This window comes from Dichotomicrobium thermohalophilum, assembly GCF_003550175.1.
In the GTDB taxonomy this organism is placed as follows: Bacteria; Pseudomonadota; Alphaproteobacteria; order Rhizobiales; family Rhodomicrobiaceae; genus Dichotomicrobium; species Dichotomicrobium thermohalophilum.
Window position 1 is genome coordinate 116,433 of record NZ_QXDF01000002.1, and the last position, 22,807, is coordinate 139,239.

Here is a 22,807-nt window from a genome sequence, read left to right on the forward strand (position 1 = left end):
GCGCGCAGGATCACTCGCCCGAAAACAGTTCTGCGTACTGGTCGCGTAGTTCGTTTTTCTGCACCTTGCCCATCGCGTTGCGGGGCAGGACATCCACGAAAATCACGCGTTTGGGGACCTTGAACTTCGCAAGCCGTGCGGCCAGCGTCCCAATAATGTCGGCCTCGCTCGGCGGCGTACCCTCGCCGCGCGTGGCGACCGCCACAACACCTTCGCCGAAATCGGGATGGGGCACGCCGATCACGGCTGATTCGCCGATGCCTTCCAGGCCGTCCAGCTCGCGCTCGACTTCCTTGGGGTAGATGTTCAGGCCCCCGCTGATGATCATGTCCTTCTCCCGGCCCACGATCGAAAGGCGCCCGTCCTCGGAGAGCACGCCCTGATCGCCCGTGATGAAGAAGCCGTCGGCGCGGAACTCCTCGGCGGTCTTTTGCGGGCGGCGCCAGTAACCCTTGAAGATGTTGGGTCCCTTCACCTCGACCATGCCGATCTCACCGGCGGGCAGCACATGGCCATCCTTGTCCGTTACGCGCACGCTCACGCCCGGAAGGGGATAGCCGACCGTGCCGGGGATACGCTCACCATCATAAGGGTTCGAGCAGATCATGCCGGCTTCGGTCATGCCGTAGCGTTCCAGGATCTTGTGGCCGGTGCGCGCCTCGAAGGCCTCGTGCGTCGCGGCGAGCAGCGGTGCCGAACCCGCCGTGAACAGGCGCATATGCGCGGTCAGTTCCCGGTTGAGCTCGGGCCGCTCCAGCAGGCGCGTGTAATGCGTCGGCACGCCCATCATCACAGTCGCGCGTGGCAGTGCCGCGATAATCTGGTCAAAGTCCGGCTTCGGCAGCCAGATCATTGGCGATCCATTGTAGAGGGCGGTGCCCATCGCCACGAAAAGCCCGTGGACGTGATAGATCGGCAGGATATGCAGCAGCACATCGCCGGGCTGAAAGTGCCAGACCTCCCACAGCGCGTGAATGTTCGTGCTGACATTTCCATGGGTGATCATCGCGCCTTTCGGCTGGCCGGTCGTGCCAGAGGTGTAGATGATACAGGCGGTATCATCCGCGCTGCGCGGCTCCGTGCCCGCCTCGGTTGGCTCGACATCGGCCTTGTCGGCCAGCGAGCCTTGGCCGGCGCTGTCCAGCGTCTCAACGGCCTTCACGCCGTACTCCCCGGCCATCTGCCGGATCGGCTCGTGCTTGTCGGGTGGCACGACGACGAGGCTCGGCTCGGCATCAGACATGAAATAGGCCATTTCGGCGAGCGTATAGGCCGTATTCAGCGGGTTGCCGATCGCGCCAATCTTTAGCACCGCAAGGAACAGGGCCACATTGGCGATCGACTTCTCGACCTGGATGGACACGCGGTCGCCCGGCTGCACGCCCAGATTGCGCAGCGCGTTCGCGTACTGGTTCGTCAGTCCCACCAATTCGGCATAGGTCATCCGAAAGGCCGGAGCGTCAGCCGTCGCGGGCTGATCGAAGGCCAGCGCATCACTTTCGGGAAAGCGGCGGGCCAGGATGTCGTAAAGATTCTCGTTGGGCATTCGCTGGCGTTGTCCTCGGTTCTTGTCTTGTTGGTCGGCTTGCCCAGCCTAGCCACTGCCGGCCTTGGCCATGTCGCCGGGCGACTGCAGGTATTCCGGCGGCACACTGGAGACGAGCGCGGCGAAGTTGCTGCCCTGCACATCGATATGCTTGCGGGTGACCTCTTCGGCGCGCGGCGCGTCGCCCGCGGCGATCGCTTCAAGTATGTCACCGTGCTCCCGGAAGGATTCCAGCGGACGATTGTTGCGGCGCAGCTGGAAGCGGCGATACGGCGCCAGCCGGTTTCGCAGGAACATGGTCTGCTGCGCGGCATAGCCATTGTGACTGGCGCTATAGATCGCTTCGTGGAAGGCCGTATTGGCGTGGTAGAAGCCGTCCGCATCGCCTGCTTCGGCATAGCTCAGGCAGTGCTGATGCGCAGTGCGAATGGCTGCGATCTCTTCCGCCGAGGCACGCTCGGCCGCGAAGCGCGCGCAGACACCTTCAAGCGCGGCCATGAACTCGAACATTTCCAGAAGCTGCGGAATGCTCAGGCGCGACACCTCCGCGCCGCGATGTGCCTTGATCTCCACCAAACCGGAGGCCGCGAGCTGACGGAGGGCCTCACGCACCGGCGTGCGCGATGTCCCGAAACGCTGGGCAAGACCAGCCTCGTCCAGCTTGTCGCCCGGCTGCAGCCTGAGCAGGAAGATGTCCTTTTCGAGGGCGAGCCGCACACGCTGAGCAGTCGATTGCGTCATTTCCCTTAGGAACTCCGTCCGATCCTCTCAGACAGGTTTTTGCGGTCACCCGGTGGTGCTCTGGCGCGCGGATCATTCGCGCCGGCGTGTGCCAATCATGGAAGTGTTGTATACTTCGTTCAATATGATGTACACAATTCGACAGGCGCGTTCAATAAGCGCCGCGCAGCCAAAGGAGGAGACGTCATATGTCCATGCTTTTTAAGGGAATTTTCGCCGCCGTGGGCGCATTCGCGCTTGTGGCGGGGACCGCTCAGGCCGAGACCCTGCGTGCGTCACACCAGTGGAACACCAACGACGTCCGCCACAAGATGGTGGAGATCATCAAGACCGAGGTCGAAAAGGCCGATGTCGGTCTGAACGTGCGGATTTATCCGTCCGCTTCGCTCTACAAGCCGAAAGAGCAGTATGCGCCGCTGACCACCGGCCAGCTCGACATTTCCGCCTTCCCGCTCGCCTACGCGGCCGACCGGCACCCGCAGTTCGACGCGACGCTGATGCCGGGCCTAGTCAAGAACCACGACCATGCCAAGCGCCTGAACGACTCCGAGTTCATGCAGGAGATCAAGCAGATCATCAATGACTCGGGCGTGATCGTCCTGGCTGATACCTGGCTGGCCGGCGGCTTCGCCTCGAAGGAGAACTGCATCCTGGAGCCGGAAGACATCGAAGGGCAGGTCTCGCGCGCGGCCGGCAAGGCGTTCGAGCAGATGCTGGTGGGCGCGGGCGCCTCTATTGCCTCGATGCCGTCCTCGGAAATCTACACTGCCATGCAGACCGGCGTTCTGGATGCGGCGAATACCTCTTCGGGCAGCTTCGTTTCCTACCGCATCTATGAGCAGGTGAAGTGCCTGACCGCGCCGGGCGATCATGCGCTGTGGTTCATGTACGAACCGATCCTGATGTCGAAGAAGAGCTTCGACGCGCTGACCGAGGAGCAGCAGGAAGCGCTCATGGCGGCCGGGCAGGTGTCGGAAGAGTATTTCTTCGAGCAGGCCAAGAAGCTTGACAAGACGATGGTCGACACCTTCAAGGAAGCCGGCGTCGAGGTCGTGACCATGAACGCCGAGCAGGCGCAGATGTGGCGCGACATCGCCCAGGAGACCTCCTACGCCGAGTTCGCCAAGAACGTGGAAGGCGGCCAGGAGCTGATTGATAAGGCGCTCGCCGTCGAGTAAAGCCACACACCGCCACCGGGGCTGCGCGCGGCGCGGCCCCGTGGCACCAACTCACACATGCCGCCGGCCGGCGCGAACGGTTTGTTCGCTTTTCACCGGGCATGATCGGGGCTACGGAACCAACGGGGAGAGACCGTGCGCGCTTTCGTAAGAGCCGTTAACGCGCTGTCCGTTTTCTTCGGGATGATCGCCGCAGCCCTGATCGGCGCGGCCATCCTCATCGTCTGCCACATGGTCTTCGTCCGCTACGTGCTGAACGGTTCGACTGCCTGGCAGACCGACACCGTCATCTTCATGCTCATCGCCGCCACGCTTCTTGGCAGCGCCTATGTGCTGCGCCAGGGCGGACATGTGACGATCGACCTGGCCTGGGAGGCCGCCGGTCAGGCAACCCGCCGCTTTTTGCGTGTAATGGCCAATATCGGCACATTCCTTTTCGCAACCGTGCTGGCGGTTACCGGCGGGCACTATTTCTGGCAGGCCTGGGAGGGCAACTGGCTGTCGGAAACGGTCGCGGAGATTCCATTGTGGATCCCGTTCCTGTCGATGCCGGTCGGCTTCGGGCTTCTGGCGCTTCAGGCGCTTGCGCAGATCATAGATACGCCGCGCGCGGTAGATGTGCACGGGGCCGCAGTTCATGCCGCCGAGGAACTCGGCGAGGAGCAGACCGCTGCGATCAAAGAGGGGCATTAGTTCATGGCGCCGGAAACCATTGGGCTGCTGATCGCCCTGACGCTCATCGGCCTCATGATCATCGGGGTGCCGGTCGCCTTCGCGCTGGGGCTGACCGCGCTGATCTTTCTCGTGGCCTTTGAGGGCACTGGCGCGCTGCCCGGCGTTGCGGAAACCTTCTTCGCCGGGCTGGGCGAGTTCTCGCTGTTGTCGATCCCGATGTTCATCGTCATGGGCGCGGCCGTCGCCGCTTCGCCCGCGGGCCGCGATCTTTATGAGGCGCTGGATCGCTGGCTGAACCGCGTGCCCGGCGGGCTGGTGATCTCCAATATCGGCGCGTGCACCATCTTCTCGGCGCTGTCCGGCTCGTCGCCAGCGACTTGCGCGGCCATCGGCAAGATGGGCATCCCCGAGATGCGCAATCGCGGGTACCCGGATGGCGTGGCGACCGGAGCGATTGCCGCTGGCGGTACACTCGGCATTCTGGTGCCGCCGTCGATTACGATGATCGTCTACGGCATCGCCACCGAGACGTCGATCGGCCGATTGTTCATCGCGGGCATCCTGCCGGGGCTGATGCTTGCCGGGCTGTTCATCGCCTGGTCGCTGTTCTTTGCCTGGTGGAACGGCTACAAGCTCACCGGCCTGCGCAACTTTTCGTGGCGTGAGCGGTTCAGCGTGCTGCCGCGCGTTCTCCCCTTCATCGCAATCATCGTCGGCATTCTTTATGTGCTTTACGGCGGCGTCGCCACGCCATCGGAAGCCGCAGGCGTCGGCGCGCTGTTCTGCATCCTGCTGGCCATCATCATCTACGGCCTTTGGCGCCCCTCCCACATCTGGCGCATTCTCTCGACCAGCATGAACGAGAGCGTGATGATCCTGATGATCATCGGCGCCTCGGCGCTGTTCTCGTTCACGCTGTCCTGGCTGTTCGTCACTCAGTCGATCGCCGAGGCGATCGTCGCGGCCGACCTGAACCGCTGGGTGCTGATGGGTGTCATCAACGTGTTCCTGCTGGTCGCCGGGCTGTTCCTGCCGCCCGTCGCCGTTATCCTGATGACCACGCCGATCCTGCTGCCGATCGTTACGCAGGCCGGATTCGACCCCTACTGGTTTGCGGTCGTGCTGACGATCAACATGGAGATCGGCCTGATCACGCCGCCTGTGGGGCTGAACCTGTACGTGATCAATGGTATCGTGCCGGAAGTATCATTGCGGACGATCCTGCTGGGCTCGCTGCCCTACATGCTGTGCATGGTGACGGGGATCATCCTGCTGTGCATCTTCCCGGAGATCGCCACCTGGCTCCCCAATCAGATGATGGGCGCGGCAATCAGATAGCGAACGCGGCGACATGAACACCTCGTTCTTTCAGGAACTGCTGAGCGGCATCGCCGAGCGCGGTCGCCAGCTGATCGATCTGTCCATCGGTGGCCACGGCCACACCGATTCGATTGAGGAGCTCTCCCGCGCGCTGATGTCGTCACGCGGGGAGGCGGCAGGTGTGGCGCTGGCGCGGCGCATCCTTAACGCGTACGCGGCGCTGCCGCGCGAGAAGCGCCTGGCGTTCTTCAGCTTCCTGAATGAGGCCTTCACACCTGATTCGGAGCGCGTGCGTGAAGCAGCCGAGCAATACCTGAACGAGCCGGGCGAAAAGACGCTGCAGGAGTTGACCCGAAGCGTTGAGCCGCCGATGCAGGAATTCCTGCGCCGCCTGAACATGGCGCCGGGCGCAACAGCCGAGATCGTCGCGATGCGTACCGACCTGCTCGACTTCCTGAAGGAGCACCCGGAGCTCAAGCCGGTCGACGACAACTTCGTCCACCTGCTGGGCTCCTGGTTCAACCGCGGCTTCCTGGTGCTGCAGCGGATCGACTGGTCCACGCCGGCGAACATCCTGGAGAAGATCATCCGCTACGAGGCGGTGCATCAGATCAAGGACTGGAGCGACCTGCGCCGCCGGCTCGACCCGCGTGACCGGCGCTGCTACGCCTTCTTCCACCCCTCGCTGATCGACGAGCCGCTGATCTTCGTGCAGATCGCGCTGACGGACCGAATCCCCGGCTCGATCCAGGAACTGCTGTCCGAAGAAAGCAAGATGGACGGCGCGCGCGAGCCCTCGACGGCGGTGTTCTACTCGATTTCCAACTGTCAGAAGGGGCTGGCCGGGATTTCGTTCGGCAACTTCCTGATCAAGCAGGTGGCCGCAGACCTTGAAAAGGAAATCCCCTCGCTGCGCACCTTCGTCACGCTGTCACCGCTGCCCGGCTTCCGCCGCTGGCTGGAGCGCGCCCGCGAAGGCCACGACCTCGACTACCTGAACGAGCAACAGCGTGCCGCGCTGGAGATCGCCGACAACGACCACTGGTGGAGCGACGAGGACAGCGCGGAGGCCTTGCGGCCCGTGCTGATGGCTGCCTGTGCGCATTACCTGCTGCTGGCGAAGACGCCATCGGGGATGCCGGCGGACCCGGTGGCGCGCTTCCATCTCGGCAACGGCGCGCGGCTGGAGCGGATCAACTGGCTGGGCGACGTGTCCGAGAAGGGCTTGCGCGAATCCTACGGCCTGATGGTCAACTACCAATACGTGCTCAAGGACATTGAGCGGAATCACGAAGCCCTTGTGAATCAGGGCACCGTCGCCGCCTCGAAGGCCGTACGCAGCCATCTGCTCACCAGCGAATCGTCCAAAGCCCTCGTGACGACGGGCTGAGTCGGCTTTTCCCGCCGTTCCAGCCCGCTGAATCCCCTGCGGCCCCTTTCCGGCGCGCTCCACAGGCGCTGGTGTTATCCACACCTCACAGTGGATGATGCAGAAACACAACAACTTATAAGTGTTTCCCGCGCAAGTTGCGGTTTATGATTGAAGCAACCATGAGCCCGCGGTACGCCTGCATCTGCAACCTGAAGATGCGGTTCTGGGCGTGGCTCCCGTTAAGCGCGTCCATCGCTTGAGGGCAAGCGCAAAACTGAAAAGCGCGTCGACCTCTGCACGGATCAACTGACTGCAACCACCGAGTGGAGAAAAGGATGATCGGGGGACTTATGAAAACAAGCCATTACGCACTGGCCGCGGCGGCTGGTCTGTTCGTGGGCGCGCTCGCGTTCACGCCGGCAAAGGCGGCAGACCTGGGCGGCGACTGCTGCGCCGACCTGGAGGAGCGCGTCGCGGAACTGGAAGCGACCACGGTCCGCAAGGGCAACCGCGTGGTCTCGGTCCAGCTCTACGGCCAGGTCAACAAGGCGCTGTTCGCCTGGGACGACGGTGTCGAATCGGACCTGTACGTGGTCGACAGTGACATCTCGTCCACGCGCTTCGGCTTCCGCGGCAGCGGCACGATCGACCCGGGCTGGACTGCTGGCTACCGGATCGAGATCGAAATGCAGTCGGCGCCTTCGAACGAGGTCAGCCAGGATTACGCAGGCCTGCCGGGTGACGATGGCGTCGACGGCGAGGGCGACATCGCGACCCGCCGCGCCTCGGTCTATGTTGATAGCGATCGGTTCGGGCGTGCCACGATGGGTCTGACCTCGTCCGCCACGGACGACCTCGTCTATACCTATCTGGGCAGCGTCAATGTGACGGGCGCCGAGTTTTTCGGCGGTGGGCTGCGCGTCCGCACCAGCGATGGCGGTTTTGCCGGGACGAATATTCCTTTCGAGCAAGACTTTACCGGCTCGATTGCGTTGTCCGATATCGCGACGGACACCGATATCGGCCGCTGGGACGGCGTGCGCTATGACAGCCCGTCGCTCTACGGGTTCATCCTCTCCGCGGCCTGGGGCGAGAGCGACAATTGGGACGTCGCCCTGCGCTTTAAGCAGGAATGGAACTCGATCCAGTTCGTGGCCGCGGCCGGATACCGGTATGAGGGCGATACAGACAAATCGTTCTTTGATGGCACGCGTCTTGATGGCGGCGATGCCTTCGAGGTCAGCGATAAGGAAAGCTTGATCCTCGCGGCGGGTATCAAGCACGTCCCGTCCGGCATCTTCCTGAATGGTGTCTGGGTCCAGCAGGATCGTGACGAACTGGATGCGCAAATTGTCGATCAGGCTCTCGCCGAGGGGGTCCAGTTCGATGGTGCAGCGATCACTGACGCTGATGCCCGGTTTGCCGAGGATTCCGCGACCTACTGGCAGGTCTTCGGCGGTATCGAGAAGAACTGGACCGGCTACGGCCTGACCTCCTTCTTCGGCCGCTATATCAGCTATGAGGGCTTTGGTGCAGGCCAGTACGGCTACTTCGGACTGGCCGACGGGGTCGTTGCAACCGATGAGGACAATATCAATGGCTTCATCACCGATTCCGAAGTGAACGTCTGGGGCTTCGGTATCGAGCAGGACTACGACGCCGCGGCGCTTGAGTTCTACGCCCACTACAACTACTGGGAGGTCGATAGCATCTCCTATCGTGCCGATACAGATCCCACTGATGATACGACAGATCCAGCCCAAGTCGAAAACGGGAAGGTCAACGGTCTCGAAGACATGTGGACCGCCTATCTCGGCACCCGGATCAAATTCTAGGCTCGCGTTTCCTCCTTCCTAGCGGGGCCGCCGGACTTGAGCCGGCAACTTGGGGCCATCTTCGGATGGCCCCTTTTTTCGTCTCCGCCCGCGCCGACGAAACGCCCACGCGCTCCGTCATTGCGAGCGAAGCGACGCAATCTAGCTTCGGGCACCAGCGCTGTTTTGCTTCGGCCCTTCTGGTCTCGCAAGGACGGTACGGCACGCTTTGCTGTCATCGCGAGCGTAGCGAAGCCGAAGGCCGGCGCGAAGCGACGACGCGATCCAGCCAAGAACGCCGTACCGTGCCGCTGAAGCCGAAGGCGGGCGCGGAGCCGCAAGGCCGACGCGAAGCGGCGAAGCGACCTCTTTGCTTCGGCCTGACGGCCTCGCAATGACGGTTACGCCGTCATCGCGAGCGCAGCACGGCGTTGACGCTGAGGCGCGCTCTACCGTCATGCCCGTTCTTGACACGGGCATCCAGAGGTTGCGCCGACCCCTGATGGGTAGATCAACGGGTTCCCCGGATCAGGGTCCGGGGACAGGCACGGCCGGTGGTGACGCCGGACACTGCTGTTACGTCATTGCCGGGCCAAGCTGTGCTCGGGCTTGACACGATTAACCCGGCAATCCAAAGAAACGCGCCGAGGCCTGGCCGCTGGATGCCCGGATCTTCGTCCGGGCATGACGTCGGAGACTGTTGCCACGTCATTGCCGGACGTGATTCGGCAATCCAGAGGTTGCGCCGAACCCTGATGGGTAGATCCCCGGGTTCCCCGGATCGGTGTCCGGGGACAGGCACGGCCGATGGTGACGAAAGATTGGCCACCCGCGAGCGCCGTCCAGGTCATGAACCATGTGAGTGAATGAAGCGACGAACCGCCCTGGCAGCCGCCCCCGGTTGCGGATTGTTAAGGACGATTGTGCCTTCCCACGCTACAAAATAGCATAAACCTGCAAAGGTTCCCGAGAACCGCTGGGTCAAGGGAGGCGATTGAAATGACTGCGAATGTCGGACGAATCGACCGGATCATCCGCGCTGTTGTCGGTGTGGTTCTGCTGGCGCTCGGCCTCGGTTATCTCGGCGCGGGTGTGACGACGCCCTGGGATTGGATCCTGGGCATCGTCGGTGCGGTCCTGCTGGCGACAGCGGTGTTCAGCATCTGCCCGGCCTACGCGCTGTTCGGCGTGCGTACCTGCGAGCAGTAAGCGCGCTTTGGCCGGCTGCTAGGGCGTTTTGAATCTGTGAGAAACGACCCGAGCGTCGTCATTGCCGGACTTGCCTGTGCTCGGGGCCTGACCCGAGTAATCCGGCAATCCAGCTTGTAGGCTCTACGGCTGCCGTTATGGATGCCCGTGTTCCCCGGATCGCCGTCCGGGGGCAGGCAGCACGGGCATGCCGAGGGGCAAACCGATTGCAAAGCGCGCGTGCCGCTACTTGCGGATAACGCCGCCGGTCGCTTTTTGCACCGCCTGAATGATCCGTTTCGCGACGGCGTCGATCTGGTCGTCGGTGAGTGTCTTTTCCCGCGGCTGCAATGTGACCTCAACCGCCAGCGATTTCTTGCCCTTGCCGAGCGCCTCCTCGCTCTCGAACACGTCGAAGACGCTCGCCTCGGTGATGAGCTTCTTGTCCGCGCCGCGCACGGCCGTCAGCACATCGCCCGCCGCCACATCCTGGTCCACGACGAACGCGAAGTCGCGCGTGACCGCCTGCAGGTCGCTCAGTTCCAGCGCCGGGCGCTGCGTGCCCTTGCGTTTCGGCTTTGGCAGCGCGTCCAGATAAATCTCGAACGCCACGACCGGCAGCGCCACGTCAAGCTGCTGTGCGACTGCCGGATGGACCACGCCGAACACGCCCAGCCGGTTCTTCGGGCCGAGCTGAATCGCCGCCGACTGGCCTGGATGAAACCAGTCCGGCACCTCGCGCGAGAGCTTCACCGTGGCGGTTGACAGCCCCAGCGCCTCCAGCAGCGCAAGCGCGTCGGCCTTTGCGTCGATCCACGAGACCGCCGCGCCGGTCTCATCCCAGTGCCGGCCCGCGCCCTGAAGCCGCGCCGTTCCCGTGCGCACCCCGGCCACCGCCATGATCTGGTCGTCGGGCTTGTCGCCCTGATAGATATTGCCGACCTCGAACAGTGCGGCGTCGCGGAAACCGCGATTGGCGTTGCTCCGCGCAGCCGTCAGCAAGCCCGGCAGCAGGCTCGGGCGCATGTCCGACATATCGGTGGAGATCGGGTTCGCCAGTTCCAGTTCGCGCTGTCCGCCGCCGAAAAGCTCCGCCTGCGCCTTGGGGATGAACGCCCAGTTCACTGCCTCGGCCATGCCGCGCGCGGCCAGCAGCCGCCGCGCCCGCGACATGCGGCGCTGTGTCGGCGTGAGCACAGGCTTCGCAACACCCGAAGAGCGCGGCAGCGGCGCTCTTGGCACCTGATCGACGCCCGTTATGCGAATGACCTCTTCGACCAGATCGGCGCTCGCCCCGACATCCGGCCGCCAGCCCGGCACCTTCACCTGCAGCGACGGCTCACGCCCCGTGATTTTGAAGCCGAGCTTGGTGAGGGTCTTGGTGATTTGCGCGGGCTTCAGGTCGACGCCGGTCAGCCGCTTTACTTGGCGCGTATCGAATGAGACCATATGCCCCGTCGGCGGCGCGGCGCCGGCCTGCTCCAGCTTGCTTGGGCTTCCGCCGCAGAATTTCAGGATCATCGCCGTGGCGAGGTTCGCGCCCACGGTATGCGAGGTCGGGTCGATGCCGCGCTCAAAGCGGTAGCGCGCGTCGGACTGTACGCCGGTCTTGCGCCCGGTCATCGCGGTTCGCACCGGGTCGAAATAGGCCGACTCGATGAAGACGTTGGTGGTCTCCTCGGTGCAGCCGGTCTCCGCACCCCCGATCACGCCGCCCAGGCCCAGCACGCCGCGATCATCGGCGATCACGCACATGCTCTCATCGACCTCGTACTCGGCATCGTCGAGTGCCAGGAACGTCTCGCCTTCCTTGCCCAGCCGCGCGCGGATCGCGCCGCGCAGCTTGTCCGCGTCATAGACATGCAGCGGACGCGCGCGGTCGTAGGAGATGTAGTTGGTGACGTCGACAAGCGCGTTGATCGGGCGCAAGCCGATGGCGCGCAGGCGCTTTTGCAGCCAGTCCGGGCTCGGTCCGTTCTTCACGCCGCGAATGACACGCCCGGTAAAGACGGGGCACGCGTCGGCGTGTTCCGGATCGAACTCCAGCAGGATGTCGATCGGGCAATCGAATTCGCCCTCGCCGTCATAGCCGCGGTCCGCGCGCTTCAACTTGCCCAGCCCCGCGGCCGCCAGATCGCGCGCCACGCCGCGCACGCCGAGGCAGTCCGGCCGGTTGGGCGTGATGGCGATATGGATCATCGGATCGTCCAGCCCGGCCGCTTCGGCGTAGGGTTCGCCGACGCTTGCGGCATATTTCTTCGGAAGCTCGATGATGCCTTCGTGTTCATCGGAAAGCTGAAGCTCGCGCTCCGAGCACAGCATCCCCGAAGATTCGACGCCGCGAATGCTCGCCTTGGACAGCGTCAGGTCGCTGCCGGGAATGTACGAACCGGGCGGCGCGAACACGCCTAGCATTCCGGCCTTCGCGTTCGGCGCGCCGCAGACGACCTGCACTGTGTCCGTGCCGGTGTCGACCTTGCACACCTTCAGCTTGTCGGCGTTCGGGTGCTTTTCGCACTCCAGCACGCGCGCGACACTGAACGACGCGAGCTTTTCCGTCGGATCGACGATTTCCTCCACCTCCAGACCGATCAGGTCAAGCGTGGCGCGGATATCGTCGAGGCTCGCCTCGGTCTGCAGATGATCCTTGAGCCAGGACAGCGTGAATTTCATCGGCTCAGACCCCCGGCCAGCGTCGGCACATCGAGCATGGAAAAGCCGTAATGGCGCAGCCAGCGCAGATCGCTGGCGAACATCGTTCGCAGGTCCGGGATGCCGTATTTCAGCATGGTGATGCGGTCCAGCCCCATGCCGAAGGCGAAGCCCTGATATTTCTCCGGATCGAGGCCGACACCCCGCAGCACGTTCGGGTGAACCATGCCGCAGCCCAGGATCTCCAGCCAGTCGTCCTGCTTGCCGATCGCCTCCGCGCTGATGTCCACTTCCATCGACGGCTCGGTGAACGGGAAGTGGGACGCGCGGTAGCGCATCTTCACGTCGTCGACCTCGAAGAACGCGCGGCAGAACTCCTCCAGCACCCAGCGCAGGTGGCCCATATGGGTGGTCTCGTCGATCACCAGTCCTTCGACCTGGTGGAACTGCGGCGTGTGGGTCTGGTCGGAGTCGGAGCGGTAGACGCGCCCTGGCGCGATAATGCGCATCGGCGGCTTCCGCTCCTGCATCGCGCGGATTTGCACCGGACTGGTATGGGTACGCAGCAGCGGGCGCGAGCCGTCGTCCTTCGGGTGGAAATAGAAGGTGTCGTGCTCCTGCCGCGCCGGATGCTCCTCGGGGATGTTGAGCTTGGTAAAGTTGTTTTCGTCGGTCTCGATGTCCGGGCCTTCGGCGACCTCGAAGCCCATATCGGCGAAGATCTCGGTCACCTCGTCCCAGACCTGGCTGAGCGGGTGAATGCGCCCTTCAAGCTGCGGGCCGAGGCGGACGGGCAGGGTTACGTCGGCCTTTTCACGTGCCAGCTTCTCGGCCAGCTCGCGCTCCTTCAGCTCGGCCTTGCGCGCCTCGATCTCATCGCTGACCTTGCGCTTGAGTTTGTTCGCCGCCTTGCCGAAGGTCTGCTTCTCCTCCGGCGGGAGAGTGCCAATTTGCTTGGTGAGCGCCTGGATTTCACCGTTTCGGCCCAGAAGCTCCACGCGCACGTCCTCCAGCTCGGCGAGCGTTTTGGCGCCGCGCACTTTCTTCAGAGCGGATTTTTCCAGCGCCTTGAGATCCTGGCCGGATGCAGTTGCGACGCTCATCGTGGTCCCGTTCGGTGCAAGTGTGGTCGAAGCCGCCAGAGCGGCACGATCAGGCGCTGACGGCGTCGCGCGCCTTGGTCACGAGCGAGGCGAAGGCGTCCGGCTCCCGCACGGCCAGATCGGCCAGCACCTTGCGGTCCACCTCGATACCGGCTTTCGACAGGCCGTGAATGAACCGCCCATAGGTCATGCCGTGTTCACGCGCCGCCGCGTTGATCCGCTGGATCCAGAGCGCGCGGAAATTGCGCTTGCGGGTCTTGCGGTCGCGATAGGCATATTGCCCGGCCTTCTCGACGGCCTGGTTGGCGATGCGGAAAGTGTTCTTGCGCCGGCCATAATAGCCTTTGGCGGCCTTGATGACCTTGCGGTGGCGAGCGTGCGTGGTCACGCCGCGTTTGACACGAGCCATTGCTGAAACTCCTTCAAGTCAGGATGTCGCGCGCTTGCTGCGCCGCTCCTAACGCTTTGCGTAGGGGAGAAACTTCTTGACGATCCGCGCGTCGCAGTCCTCCAGGATGCGCGTGCCGCGCATCTGGCGGATGAACTTGTTGCTGCGCTTGATCATGCCGTGGCGCTTGCCCGCGTGCTGGCCGCGGACCTTGCCGGTCGCCGTCAGGCGAAATCGCTTCTTCGCCCCGCTTTTGGTCTTGAGTTTGGGCATTTGCTTTCCTTTTGATGTCTGGAAGAGGCCAACCGGCCCGATCTTTCTCGTCCGCGCGATGCCTGCACCCGAGGCGTCGAGGTCCGCGCCGCTTTGCTTTGGTGAAAAGCGTTAAAAGCCGCCTCGGCATGCCCTGTACGCCGGACGGCTTAACGGTGCGTGAAACTATATCCAATCGCCTTGACGTGCAAGGGGCTTGGCGTGCGAGAAACGCCGTTTTGTTGCGCCGCAGCGTGGCGTTTTGGCGCCATGGAAAGCGAAAATGCGAGCCAGCCGGTCGGAACATGTTGCCGGATGGCCCGCAGTGCGCCTAAAGGCAAGCTGCGCGCGGTGCGCCGATGGCAAACAAGGTGGGCGAATGGCAATGCTTTTCAAGGCGAAACGGGTTTGGGTTGTGGCGTTCGTTCTGGGGCTAGGCCATGCGACGGCCTCGGACGTGCAGGCGCGCGAATGCACGCGGTTGGCCTTTTCCGTGAATGATTACGGCATAGAGATCCCCCGTCGCGACTCCCAGCGCCTGCTTGACGCGTACATCAAGGAGTGGACCGCCGAGCGCGGCATCACGAATTACACGGTCGGCAAGAAGGAAGTTTCCTGCGAGCTGTTTCTCGACTTTGGCTTCTTTGATGAGCACACCTGCCGCGCCGAAGCGCCCGTCTGCTGGTAGCGCCCTCCAGGGGCAACGCTCAGGCGAAGTCCGATTCCCTGTTCGCGTTTTGCGCGACGGTCCTTTTATTTGGCCTCAAATCTATCTATATTACGTGTGTCAGCTTGGCTGACTATGGCGATAAACGGCCGTCGGAATAAGCCCATCGGACCCGGGGGCAGTACCCGGCGCCTCCACCATAAACCCGCTCTCCACAGGCGCGCTGCACGGGCGGACGCGGGTTTTTGATGGGGGCGAACTAGGATCGACGAGGGTGTAAAGGACGGACCTTCGCCCGGCATGGTACCGCCGTTACAGGACCACAAACAGTAGTTGCGAACGACAACTATGCTCCGGTTGCTCAGGCTGCGTAAGGCAGCTTAGGCACCGAAATTCAAAGTCCTGGGCACTAAGCACGCCCAGGCGCGGTACGGAGGGCACCGGGCAACAGAAGCCCTCCATCTTATTATGTGCCGGCTTGTATGGGCACGCTGATCTCAGCCTGGTCCGAAAGATGTCCAACGACGAATTCCGTTACGACATTCTTGCGCAAGAGGCTTTGCGCGGCGTTGTGCGCACCGTGTTGCGCCGTGTGGAGAAGCGGGGCCTTCCGGGCGACCATCATTTCGTTATCACCTTTGACACCACGGCGCCGGGCGTTTCGCTGTCCAAGCGGCTGCTCGACCGCTATCCCCACGAGATGACGATCGTCATCCAGTATCAGTTCTGGGGCCTCAAGGTGTACGAGAATGCCTTCGAGATCGGCCTGTCCTTCAACAACGTGCCCGAGACGCTGGTCATCCCCTTCCGCGCGATGAAGAGCTTCCAGGATCCGAGCGTCGGCTTCATGCTGCAGTTCGGCGGACTCGAGGGGCTGGGCGAGTCGGCAGCGCGCGAAGAGGCGGAGACAGAAGGTATACCGAGCGAGGAGACTTCGGCGCCGAGTGGTTCGAAGTTGCCGAGCCCGGCCGAGCCCGCCCTGCCGGGCCCGAGCGAACCGGCGCTTGCGGGTGCTGGTGATGCGGAGACGGCCGGCGAAACCGGTGATACTTCCGCGGCCCCCAGGGAGGGCCAGAAAACGGACGAGGAGTCCGATGACGAGAAGAAAGGCGCCGAAGTGGTCCACCTCGACGCCTTCCGCAAGAAGTAGCGCAGCGCGATTTTTTTCTAGAGATTCGTGTAGTTCGGGCCGCCGCCGCCTTCCGGCGGAACCCAGTTGATGTTCTGTGCCGGATCCTTGATGTCGCAGGTCTTGCAGTGCACGCAGTTCTGCGCGTTGATCTGGAACTTCACTCCGTTTTCCGTCGAGACCACCTCATAGACCGCCGCCGGGCAGTAGCGCTGCGCCGGCTCGTCGAATTTCGGCAGGTTCTCCTCGATCGGGATCGACTCGTCGCTGAGCTGCAGGTGGACCGGCTGGTCCTCCTCGTGGTTCGTGCCCGACAGATAGACCGATGACAGCCGGTCAAAGGTCAGCACGCCGTCCGGCTTCGGATACTCGATCGGCTGGAACTCCGAGGCGGGCTTGAGTGTCTCATGATCCGGCTTGCCATGGCCCAGGGTGTAGCTGAGAGACGGGATCAGCGTGTTCACCCACATATCCATGCCGCCCAGCACCGTGCCAAGGCGTGTGCCGAACTTCGACAGCAGCGGCTTCACGTTGCGCACCTTCTTCAGATCCTTGGCGATCGCGCTGGTCTCATAGGCGCGCTCGTAAGCCTCCAGCCGGTCGTTCGCGCGGCCTTCGCTGACCGCCTCGAAAGCGGCCTCAGCCGCCAGGATGCCCGACAGCATGGCGTTGTGCGACCCCTTGATGCGCGGCACGTTCACGAAGCCCGCGCTGCAGCCGATCAGTGCCCCGCCAGGGAAGGTGAGCTGCGGCACCGACTGATAACCGCCTTCGCTGATCGCGCGCGCGCCATAGCCGATCCTCTTGCCGCCCTCCAGCATCGGTGCGATCGAAGGGTGCGTCTTGAATCGCTGTAGCTCGTCAAATGGCGAGATGTACGGGTTCTCGTAGTTCAGATGGACCACGAAGCCGACCGAGGCCAAGTTCTCGCCCCAGTGATAGATGAACGACCCGCCGCCCGTGCGATCATCGAGCGGCCAACCAAGCGTGTGCTGCACCAGCCCCGGCTGATGCTTCTCCGGCGGCAGCTCCCAAAGCTCCTTGATGCCGATGCCGTATTTCTGCGGCTCGCGGCCCTCGTTCAGGTGGAACGCCCGGATCAGCCGCTTGGCGAGCGAGCCGCGCACGCCTTCGGCGATCAGCGTATACTTGCCGTGCAACTCGATGCCGCGCTCGAAGCCGGGCTTGGGCTGGCCGCGTGAGTCGAGACCCATGTCGCCGGTCGCCACGCCGATCACCGACCCCTCGCTGTCGGTCACCAGTTCGCTCGCCGCGAAGCCGGGATAGACCTCCACGCCCAGTTCTTCGGCCTGCTCGCCCAGCCAGCGGCAGACGTTGCCAAGGCTGACGATGTAGTTGCCGTGATTGTTCATCAGCGGCGGCATGGCAAAGTTCGGCAGGCGGATGGCGCTCTTCTCGCGCAGGTACAGGAAGCGATCGTCCGTAACCGGCGTGTCCAGCGGCGCGCCCTTCTCGCGCCAGTCCGGAATGAGCGTATCCAGCCCGATCGGGTCGACCACGGCGCCCGAAAGGATGTGAGCGCCGACCTCCGATCCTTTTTCGAGCACAACAACGGAGATGTCCTGATCCTTTTCGGCGGCAAGCTGCTTGAGCCGGATCGCGGCGGACAGGCCGGCCGGGCCGGCGCCGACGATCACGACGTCAAACTCCATCGCTTCGCGTTCGGGCAACTGCGTGTCTTGTTCGCTCATGGAAACTCCCTGTTGAATGCCCGGAGATACTTGCGGGTTGCGGTGGCGTCAATGCGTCAACTCCGCTTGCGCCCCGCGCGCGTTCCGCGGCACATTATCACCGCTCCGGGGGCGTTGAAGGGCGCTTTGCGACCTGCTCTTGGCGCGCGGGCGGCATGGCGCAGGATTGGTAGACCCGATGGCCGACATCTCCCACACGGACAAGGTCCGCGCGATGCTTGAGTGGTATCAGGCCATGGGCGTGGACGACGCCGTAGCCGAGACCCCGCTGGATTGGGCCAAGGCGCGGTTCGAGATGCCTCGGCCAATGCAGACGCCCACCCAAAGCGCCGGCGGCAAACTCGCGCATATCGACACGCTGGAGGCGCTGCGCGCCGAAGTCGCCGCATTCGAGGGCTGCGGCCTGAAACGCACGGCCAAGTCGCTCTGCTTTGCGCGCGGCAACCCCGATGCCCGCGTCATGCTCATCGGCGAAGCGCCGGGCCGCGACGAGGACCTGCAGGGTCTGCCCTTCGTCGGCCGCGCCGGCCAGCTTCTCGACCGGATGCTACGGGCGATCGACCTGACTGCGGACAACGCGTATATCACGAACGTTGTCTATTGGCGGCCGCCGGGCAACCGCAACCCTTCGCCGCAGGAGGTCGAGGCTTGCCGCCCGTTCCTGACGCGGCAGGTCGAGCTGGTCGCGCCAGAAATCATGGTGCTCCTCGGGGGCGCGGCGGCGAAGCACATACTTGGCGCGACCGACGGCATCATGAAGCTGCGCGGCAAGTGGCGCGACGTCACGATTGGCGGACATGCGTGCCGCGCCATCGCCACGCTGCATCCGGCTTATCTGCTGCGCAATCCCCTCGGCAAGCGGCTGGCCTGGCGTGACCTGCTGATGATCCGCGATGCGCTGGATACCAGCGGCTAGAGAAGTCTGCGGACCTCGGCGCGCAGGTAGGGCACGACCTCGTCCTCGAACCAAGGATTGCGCTTCAGCCAGGCCGTATTGCGCCAAGACGGGTGCGGCAGCGGAAGATGGCGCGGCCGTTCGTGCCGCTCGGCGTAATGGCGCCAGTCGGCGACCGTCTCGGTCAGCGTCGGGCGGGCTTCACTGCCCAGATGCCATTTCTGTGCGTATTGGCCGATCAGCAGGATCAACTCGAACCGGGGCAGGGCCTTGAACAGCTCCGCTCGCCAGGTTGGCGGGCACTCCTTGCGCGGCGGCAGATCACCGCCCTTGCCGTTCGTCCCGGGGAAGCAGAAGCCCATTGGCACGATGGCGACCCGGCTTTCATCGTAGAACTCTTCTCGCGTGACGCCCATCCAGTGGCGCAGCCGGTCGCCGGAAGGGTCGTTGAACGGAATGCCGGTTTCATGCACGCGCGTCCCCGGCGCCTGCCCGCAAACGCAAAGCCGGGCGGTGGAACTGACGCTCAGGACGGGTCGCGGCTCATGCGGGAGCGGTTCTCCGATCGGCTCTTCGACGCAGACGCGGCAGGCGCGGATTCGCTTGACCAGCGCCTCCAGCCGGTCGGTCATCGGCGCGCTCAAACCTCGATCACCATGCCGTCCTCAGCAAGCGAGCAACGTGCGTCTGTCACCTCGTGCTGTTCCGCCAGCATGGCATCGCTCATGTGAGTCAGCAGCACCCGCTTCGCGCCAATGTCGTCAAGGCGGTGGTGAATGGTGAGATAATCGAGATGCATATCCAGCCGCTTGTCGTATTGGAAGCATTCCATAATGTAGAGGTCGGCGTCGCGCCCGGCCTCGACCACGGAATCGACCCAGCCTGTGTCGCCCGTGTAGGCCAGCACCTTATTCTCCAAGGTGAAGCGCAGCGCGTAGGACGGAGCGCCGGAGTAATGTTTGACCTCGAACGGGGTGACGCTCACCGCCCCGACCCTGGTCGTTTCGCCCGCGTGCAGCGGCACAAAGGTCATCTCGAAATCGCGCTGGTTCTCGGTGGCCAGCGGGAACATCGCCTCACAGGCGATATGAAACCGCGCCTCCAACTCCGCCGGGCCGACCAGCGTGAGCGGCTTGGTCCGCTTGGCCATGAACATCGCGTCGATGAGGAAGAACGGCAGCCCGCCGAAGTGGTCGCCATGCAAATGGGTGATGAAGACGGTGTCGACGTCGTTCGTGCTCAGCCCTGCCTTTTTGAGCGAGATGAGCGCCGACGCGCCGCAGTCGATCAGGAAGCCTGTTTCGCCGCTTTGAACATGGAAGCAGGTGTTGAGTCGGCCGCCCGACCCGAAGGCATCGCCGCTGCCGGTGATCGTCAGTTTCATGCGCTAGATTCCTGCTTGCGCTACGCTTTCGCGCGCTTTGACCGCGTCGTACCACCGCGCGAGATGACCCAGCCCCTCGGGCAGCGCCATCCGCGCCGGCTTCATGAAGCCGACCGCCACGAAGGCAGTTATGTCGGCAATCGTGAATGTACCGCCTGCTACATAGTCGCTCTGCACGAGCTGGTCATTCAACAAACGCAAGCCCCGGCCAGCGCGCTCACGATTCACATCGGCCCATTCCGGGATTTGCGGTGATTCGAGGGCGGCCATGCGCGGATTGGTGTGACGAAACACATTGGCGACAGGCCAGAACAGGCTGAACTCCATGCGCCGGTTCCACATCTCGATTCGCGCGGCCTCAAGCGGTTCCCGTCCGAACAGCGCGGGCTCAGGCGTCAGCGCCTCCAGATAGCGGCAAATGGCGACCGTCTCGCTCAGCGCTTCGCCGTCATCAAGGACCAGCACGGGCACGCCGCCATAGGGATTCAGTTTCTCGAACCAGTCACTCCTGTGTTCGCCGGCCATCAGGTCGATGCCCTCACAGGGGATGTCCAGCCCCTTCTCAGCGGCGAAAATGCGGACCCGCCGGGGATTCGGTGCGCCCCGCGCCTCGATGATTTTCATGCGCAATGACCTCGCTGTCTGCCGGCGCACTCATCTCCGCCCCAGGCCGCATTTGCGTCAGAATGACGCAATTTGACGCGGCGACAGCCGGAGATTGTGCAATTCGACCCCACACGTAAACCGTCTATTAGGCATTCTCACTGAAAACTGTACCAATTCGGCTCGGTGCCTTCATCCGGTCAGTGGCCGCGATTATCGTCCCGGGCCTGCAGAAAATGAGCGGCTTCGCGCCGCGCCAACCGGCATTGCAACATCATGAGTGTGGACCACGCCGCCGAGGCGACCTTCGACGGGGACGGTCGCCCGGTTCCAAGAGTTTTGCTCCGGGAAAACGACGACCACCGCAACGCCGTTGACCGGGACGCGGCCGCGACTGGGCCCAGCTTCGAGTATGAGCGGCTGCGGATGTTCGCAGCCAACGAGTTGTCGGCCTGGCCGGCGATGCCCCTCCTGGCGCTGGTGGTGTGTCTTGCGCTCGTGAACTGGGCGCCGATCGAACAACTCGGCCTTTGGCTGGCCGCCGTGCTCATGGCGAAAGGCATCGTCCTGGCGCTGTGCCGGCAACTTGAAAACGGGCCGGCCGATGCTGACGCTTGGCGCGGGAAGCTCTGGGCCGCTGAATTCCTGTACGGCATGACCTGGGCGGGGCTCGCCTTTGTCGACATTACCAGCCATCACCAGGCGGCCTATTTCCTCATCTTCGCGGCGTTCGTCATCGTCGTCGCCAGCCGGATGATCTTCGCCTCGACGGTCATGCCGCTACTCTATCCCGGCACGATACCGTTGACGGCTGCGCTTGTCCTGCGCTCCGCGCTCATGGGCGAGATGTTCTACTTTTCATTAGCAATCGTGGCCACGGCCATCCACGTCTACTTCATCCTTCTGGCGCGCGGACTGAATGCTACCCTGCTCGACATGCTGTCGTACCGCGCGCAGAAGGATGCGCTCATCGCCGAACTGGAGCAATCGAGGGCCGTTTCCGAAGAAGCGCGGCGGCGCGCGGAGAATGCCAGCATGGCGAAATCACGCTTTCTCGCCACGATGAGCCATGAACTGCGCACGCCGCTCAACGCCATCCTCGGCTTTTCCGAGGTCATGAAGGACGAAGTGCTCGGCCCGCACACAACCCCCACCTATCGGAATTACGCCGCCGACATCTACGACAGCGGGCAGCATCTGCTGCACCTGATCAACGAGATCCTCGACCTTTCGCGCATCGAGGCCGGGCGCTACGAACTGAATGAAAGCCGCGTGCCACTGGCGGAGGTTATGGAGGATTGCCGGCGGCTGATGATCATGCGCGCAGAGGAGAAAGGCATCGACTTCGTCGAGGACTACGATGGGATGCCCGAGGCGATCTGGGCTGACGAGCGCGCCGTGCGCCAGATCTGCTTGAATCTGTTGTCGAACGCGATCAAGTTCACGCCGCGCGGCGGGACCGTCACGCTACGCTGCAGCGTCAACGAGGGGGGCGAGCCGTTCCTGAGCGTATCGGACGACGGCCCTGGCATTCCCGAGCACGAGGTGCCGCTGGTCCTGCGCTCCTTTGGCCAGGGCGCCTTTGCGCGCGAGAACGCGGAGGGCGGCAGCGGCCTTGGTCTGCCGATCGTCAAAGGCTTGGCGGAGTTGCACGATGGTCGGCTCGAACTGGAAACGCGTGAAGGGCAGGGTACCACCGCCATCGTCATTTTCAGCTGGAAACGGCTCATTGGCCGCTCAAATAGTGAGGCGCTGGAAAGCGGCGAAGACAGCCGGCTAAGCAAGGAAAACGCCGCCTGATCCTGCAGCTCGCAAGTTATTCTTTACCATCCGCACGTGTAAATGACCTCCGCAAGCTTGCCAGACCCGTGTTTTGTCATTGCGGGAGCCGAGCTTTCCGCTATGCTGAAAGCTTGCGGATACCTCCAGGAGCGGCGCGATGGCCCGCGGTCGGAGGGATTGAACGCTCATCGTATTCGCAGAGATTTTTGAAGTATTCATCGAAGGGTCTCTGTATAACGAGACGCTTGAAGGCGCGCTGCCAGCCGATTGCGCCATTAAACTGCAAACCGTCCTGATTGACCGCAGAGGTTGATTCTCGGCTTTGCTTGTTAGGGGTGGCGGGTGTGCTCGGCTTGTCTTTTCGCGGCATTTGGGGCTGCGCAAATTTGTCGGTTTGACTGCCGGC

The 22,807-nt window shown here is 63.4% G+C and carries 21 protein-coding genes and 1 other RNA gene; 12 read left to right on the forward strand and 10 right to left on the reverse strand.

Going from position 1 to position 22,807, the window contains the following annotated elements:
• Nucleotides 1-10 precede the first annotated feature (10 nt).
• Complete coding sequence (locus BXY53_RS10550) at nucleotides 11-1,546, reverse strand: malonate--CoA ligase (protein ID WP_119061962.1); 1,536 nt, start codon at nucleotides 1,544-1,546, stop codon at nucleotides 11-13.
• Nucleotides 1,547-1,594: 48 nt separating this feature from the next.
• The gene (locus BXY53_RS10555) at nucleotides 1,595-2,287 is read right to left on the reverse strand and encodes a GntR family transcriptional regulator (protein WP_119061963.1); all 693 of its coding nucleotides are present in this window, start codon (nucleotides 2,285-2,287) and stop codon (nucleotides 1,595-1,597) included.
• A gap of 194 nt (nucleotides 2,288-2,481) precedes the next feature.
• Here BXY53_RS10555 and dctP point away from each other — a divergent pair, with 194 nt between their 5' ends.
• From dctP to BXY53_RS10590, 7 genes are all read left to right on the forward strand, one after another.
• Nucleotides 2,482-3,465: a TRAP transporter substrate-binding protein DctP gene (dctP, locus tag BXY53_RS10560; RefSeq protein WP_119062178.1), complete on the forward strand. Its 984-nt coding sequence runs from the start codon at nucleotides 2,482-2,484 to the stop codon at nucleotides 3,463-3,465.
• A 135-nt stretch (nucleotides 3,466-3,600) separates the two neighbouring features.
• Entirely contained in the window at nucleotides 3,601-4,158 is a 558-nt protein-coding gene (locus tag BXY53_RS10565) for a TRAP transporter small permease subunit (RefSeq protein WP_147361550.1), read from the forward strand.
• Between the two features lie 3 nt (nucleotides 4,159-4,161).
• Nucleotides 4,162-5,478, forward strand: coding sequence for a TRAP transporter large permease (locus BXY53_RS10570; RefSeq protein ID WP_119061965.1), 1,317 nt, complete (start codon nucleotides 4,162-4,164; stop codon nucleotides 5,476-5,478).
• Between the two features lie 13 nt (nucleotides 5,479-5,491).
• Complete coding sequence (locus tag BXY53_RS10575; protein ID WP_119061966.1) at nucleotides 5,492-6,850, forward strand: malonyl-CoA decarboxylase; 1,359 nt, start codon at nucleotides 5,492-5,494, stop codon at nucleotides 6,848-6,850.
• 317 nt (nucleotides 6,851-7,167) lie between these two features.
• On the forward strand, nucleotides 7,168-8,667 hold the full coding sequence (locus BXY53_RS10580; protein ID WP_210209221.1) for a porin: 1,500 nt from the start codon (nucleotides 7,168-7,170) through the stop codon (nucleotides 8,665-8,667).
• Nucleotides 8,668-8,732: 65 nt separating this feature from the next.
• Entirely contained in the window at nucleotides 8,733-9,044 is a 312-nt protein-coding gene (locus BXY53_RS10585) for a hypothetical protein (protein WP_119061968.1), read from the forward strand.
• Between the two features lie 601 nt (nucleotides 9,045-9,645).
• Entirely contained in the window at nucleotides 9,646-9,855 is a 210-nt protein-coding gene (locus tag BXY53_RS10590; RefSeq protein WP_119061969.1) for a YgaP family membrane protein, read from the forward strand.
• A gap of 225 nt (nucleotides 9,856-10,080) precedes the next feature.
• On the opposite strand, the gene pheT is transcribed toward BXY53_RS10590, so the two are convergent.
• From pheT to rpmI, 4 genes are read right to left on the reverse strand one after another with little or no spacing between them, the layout of a single operon-like run.
• Nucleotides 10,081-12,507 carry a phenylalanine--tRNA ligase subunit beta gene (gene pheT, locus BXY53_RS10595; RefSeq protein ID WP_119061970.1) on the reverse strand — a complete coding sequence of 809 codons (2,427 nt, stop codon included), beginning with the start codon at nucleotides 12,505-12,507 and terminating at the stop codon, nucleotides 10,081-10,083.
• Nucleotides 12,504-13,589, reverse strand: a complete 1,086-nt coding sequence (pheS, locus tag BXY53_RS10600) for a phenylalanine--tRNA ligase subunit alpha (RefSeq protein ID WP_119061971.1) — start codon at nucleotides 13,587-13,589, stop codon at nucleotides 12,504-12,506. The genes pheT and pheS overlap by 4 nt, the downstream gene beginning before the upstream one ends.
• A gap of 49 nt (nucleotides 13,590-13,638) precedes the next feature.
• Nucleotides 13,639-13,998 carry a 50S ribosomal protein L20 gene (gene rplT, locus BXY53_RS10605; protein ID WP_119061972.1) on the reverse strand — a complete coding sequence of 120 codons (360 nt, stop codon included), beginning with the start codon at nucleotides 13,996-13,998 and terminating at the stop codon, nucleotides 13,639-13,641.
• 48 nt (nucleotides 13,999-14,046) lie between these two features.
• Nucleotides 14,047-14,250, reverse strand: a complete 204-nt coding sequence (gene rpmI / locus BXY53_RS10610) for a 50S ribosomal protein L35 (protein ID WP_119061973.1) — start codon at nucleotides 14,248-14,250, stop codon at nucleotides 14,047-14,049.
• Between the two features lie 358 nt (nucleotides 14,251-14,608).
• Between rpmI and BXY53_RS10615 the strand changes: the two genes are divergently transcribed.
• From BXY53_RS10615 to BXY53_RS10625, 3 genes are all read left to right on the forward strand, one after another.
• Entirely contained in the window at nucleotides 14,609-14,917 is a 309-nt protein-coding gene (locus tag BXY53_RS10615) for a hypothetical protein (protein WP_119061974.1), read from the forward strand.
• A 59-nt stretch (nucleotides 14,918-14,976) separates the two neighbouring features.
• Nucleotides 14,977-15,359, forward strand: a transfer-messenger RNA (tmRNA) gene (gene ssrA / locus BXY53_RS10620).
• Between the two features lie 51 nt (nucleotides 15,360-15,410).
• Nucleotides 15,411-16,046, forward strand: coding sequence for a ClpXP protease specificity-enhancing factor SspB (locus BXY53_RS10625; RefSeq protein ID WP_119061975.1), 636 nt, complete (start codon nucleotides 15,411-15,413; stop codon nucleotides 16,044-16,046).
• 17 nt (nucleotides 16,047-16,063) lie between these two features.
• On the opposite strand, the gene BXY53_RS10630 is transcribed toward BXY53_RS10625, so the two are convergent.
• Nucleotides 16,064-17,737 carry an electron transfer flavoprotein-ubiquinone oxidoreductase gene (locus BXY53_RS10630; protein ID WP_170144419.1) on the reverse strand — a complete coding sequence of 558 codons (1,674 nt, stop codon included), beginning with the start codon at nucleotides 17,735-17,737 and terminating at the stop codon, nucleotides 16,064-16,066.
• Nucleotides 17,738-17,915: 178 nt separating this feature from the next.
• Here BXY53_RS10630 and BXY53_RS10635 point away from each other — a divergent pair, with 178 nt between their 5' ends.
• Nucleotides 17,916-18,653, forward strand: a complete 738-nt coding sequence (locus tag BXY53_RS10635; RefSeq protein WP_119061976.1) for a uracil-DNA glycosylase — start codon at nucleotides 17,916-17,918, stop codon at nucleotides 18,651-18,653.
• Here the strand turns inward: BXY53_RS10635 and BXY53_RS10640 are convergent.
• Genes BXY53_RS10640 through BXY53_RS10650 form a run of 3 tightly spaced genes read right to left on the reverse strand, consistent with a single transcriptional unit; the run spans nucleotide 18,650 to nucleotide 20,640 of the window.
• A complete protein-coding gene (locus BXY53_RS10640; protein ID WP_119061977.1) occupies nucleotides 18,650-19,264 on the reverse strand; it encodes a uracil-DNA glycosylase family protein in 615 nt (204 codons plus the stop codon). The genes BXY53_RS10635 and BXY53_RS10640 overlap by 4 nt on opposite strands.
• A gap of 8 nt (nucleotides 19,265-19,272) precedes the next feature.
• Entirely contained in the window at nucleotides 19,273-20,016 is a 744-nt protein-coding gene (locus BXY53_RS10645) for an MBL fold metallo-hydrolase (RefSeq protein WP_119061978.1), read from the reverse strand.
• Nucleotides 20,017-20,019: 3 nt separating this feature from the next.
• The gene (locus tag BXY53_RS10650; RefSeq protein WP_119061979.1) at nucleotides 20,020-20,640 is read right to left on the reverse strand and encodes a glutathione S-transferase family protein; all 621 of its coding nucleotides are present in this window, start codon (nucleotides 20,638-20,640) and stop codon (nucleotides 20,020-20,022) included.
• A gap of 255 nt (nucleotides 20,641-20,895) precedes the next feature.
• Here BXY53_RS10650 and BXY53_RS10655 point away from each other — a divergent pair, with 255 nt between their 5' ends.
• Nucleotides 20,896-22,419, forward strand: coding sequence for a sensor histidine kinase (locus BXY53_RS10655; RefSeq protein ID WP_119061980.1), 1,524 nt, complete (start codon nucleotides 20,896-20,898; stop codon nucleotides 22,417-22,419).
• The last annotated feature ends 388 nt before the right edge of the window (nucleotides 22,420-22,807 follow it).

Bases quoted from the DNA above. Each gene is read 5' to 3' on its own strand.
- BXY53_RS10550 (WP_119061962.1), bottom strand. From the start codon at position 1,546: ATGCCCAACGAGAATCTTTACGACATCCTGGCCCGCCGCTTTCCCGAA.
- BXY53_RS10555 (WP_119061963.1), bottom strand. From the start codon at position 2,287: ATGACGCAATCGACTGCTCAGCGTGTGCGGCTCGCCCTCGAAAAGGAC.
- dctP (WP_119062178.1), top strand. From the start codon at position 2,482: ATGCTTTTTAAGGGAATTTTCGCCGCCGTGGGCGCATTCGCGCTTGTG.
- BXY53_RS10570 (WP_119061965.1), top strand. From the start codon at position 4,162: ATGGCGCCGGAAACCATTGGGCTGCTGATCGCCCTGACGCTCATCGGC.
- BXY53_RS10575 (WP_119061966.1), top strand. From the start codon at position 5,492: ATGAACACCTCGTTCTTTCAGGAACTGCTGAGCGGCATCGCCGAGCGC.
- BXY53_RS10580 (WP_210209221.1), top strand. From the start codon at position 7,168: ATGATCGGGGGACTTATGAAAACAAGCCATTACGCACTGGCCGCGGCG.
- BXY53_RS10585 (WP_119061968.1), top strand. From the start codon at position 8,733: ATGGCCCCTTTTTTCGTCTCCGCCCGCGCCGACGAAACGCCCACGCGC.
- BXY53_RS10590 (WP_119061969.1), top strand. From the start codon at position 9,646: ATGACTGCGAATGTCGGACGAATCGACCGGATCATCCGCGCTGTTGTC.
- pheT (WP_119061970.1), bottom strand. From the start codon at position 12,507: ATGAAATTCACGCTGTCCTGGCTCAAGGATCATCTGCAGACCGAGGCG.
- pheS (WP_119061971.1), bottom strand. From the start codon at position 13,589: ATGAGCGTCGCAACTGCATCCGGCCAGGATCTCAAGGCGCTGGAAAAA.
- rplT (WP_119061972.1), bottom strand. From the start codon at position 13,998: ATGGCTCGTGTCAAACGCGGCGTGACCACGCACGCTCGCCACCGCAAG.
- rpmI (WP_119061973.1), bottom strand. From the start codon at position 14,250: ATGCCCAAACTCAAGACCAAAAGCGGGGCGAAGAAGCGATTTCGCCTG.
- BXY53_RS10615 (WP_119061974.1), top strand. From the start codon at position 14,609: ATGGCAATGCTTTTCAAGGCGAAACGGGTTTGGGTTGTGGCGTTCGTT.
- BXY53_RS10625 (WP_119061975.1), top strand. From the start codon at position 15,411: ATGTCCAACGACGAATTCCGTTACGACATTCTTGCGCAAGAGGCTTTG.
- BXY53_RS10630 (WP_170144419.1), bottom strand. From the start codon at position 17,737: ATGAGCGAACAAGACACGCAGTTGCCCGAACGCGAAGCGATGGAGTTT.
- BXY53_RS10635 (WP_119061976.1), top strand. From the start codon at position 17,916: ATGGCCGACATCTCCCACACGGACAAGGTCCGCGCGATGCTTGAGTGG.
- BXY53_RS10640 (WP_119061977.1), bottom strand. From the start codon at position 19,264: ATGACCGACCGGCTGGAGGCGCTGGTCAAGCGAATCCGCGCCTGCCGC.
- BXY53_RS10645 (WP_119061978.1), bottom strand. From the start codon at position 20,016: ATGAAACTGACGATCACCGGCAGCGGCGATGCCTTCGGGTCGGGCGGC.
- BXY53_RS10650 (WP_119061979.1), bottom strand. From the start codon at position 20,640: ATGAAAATCATCGAGGCGCGGGGCGCACCGAATCCCCGGCGGGTCCGC.
- BXY53_RS10655 (WP_119061980.1), top strand. From the start codon at position 20,896: ATGAGTGTGGACCACGCCGCCGAGGCGACCTTCGACGGGGACGGTCGC.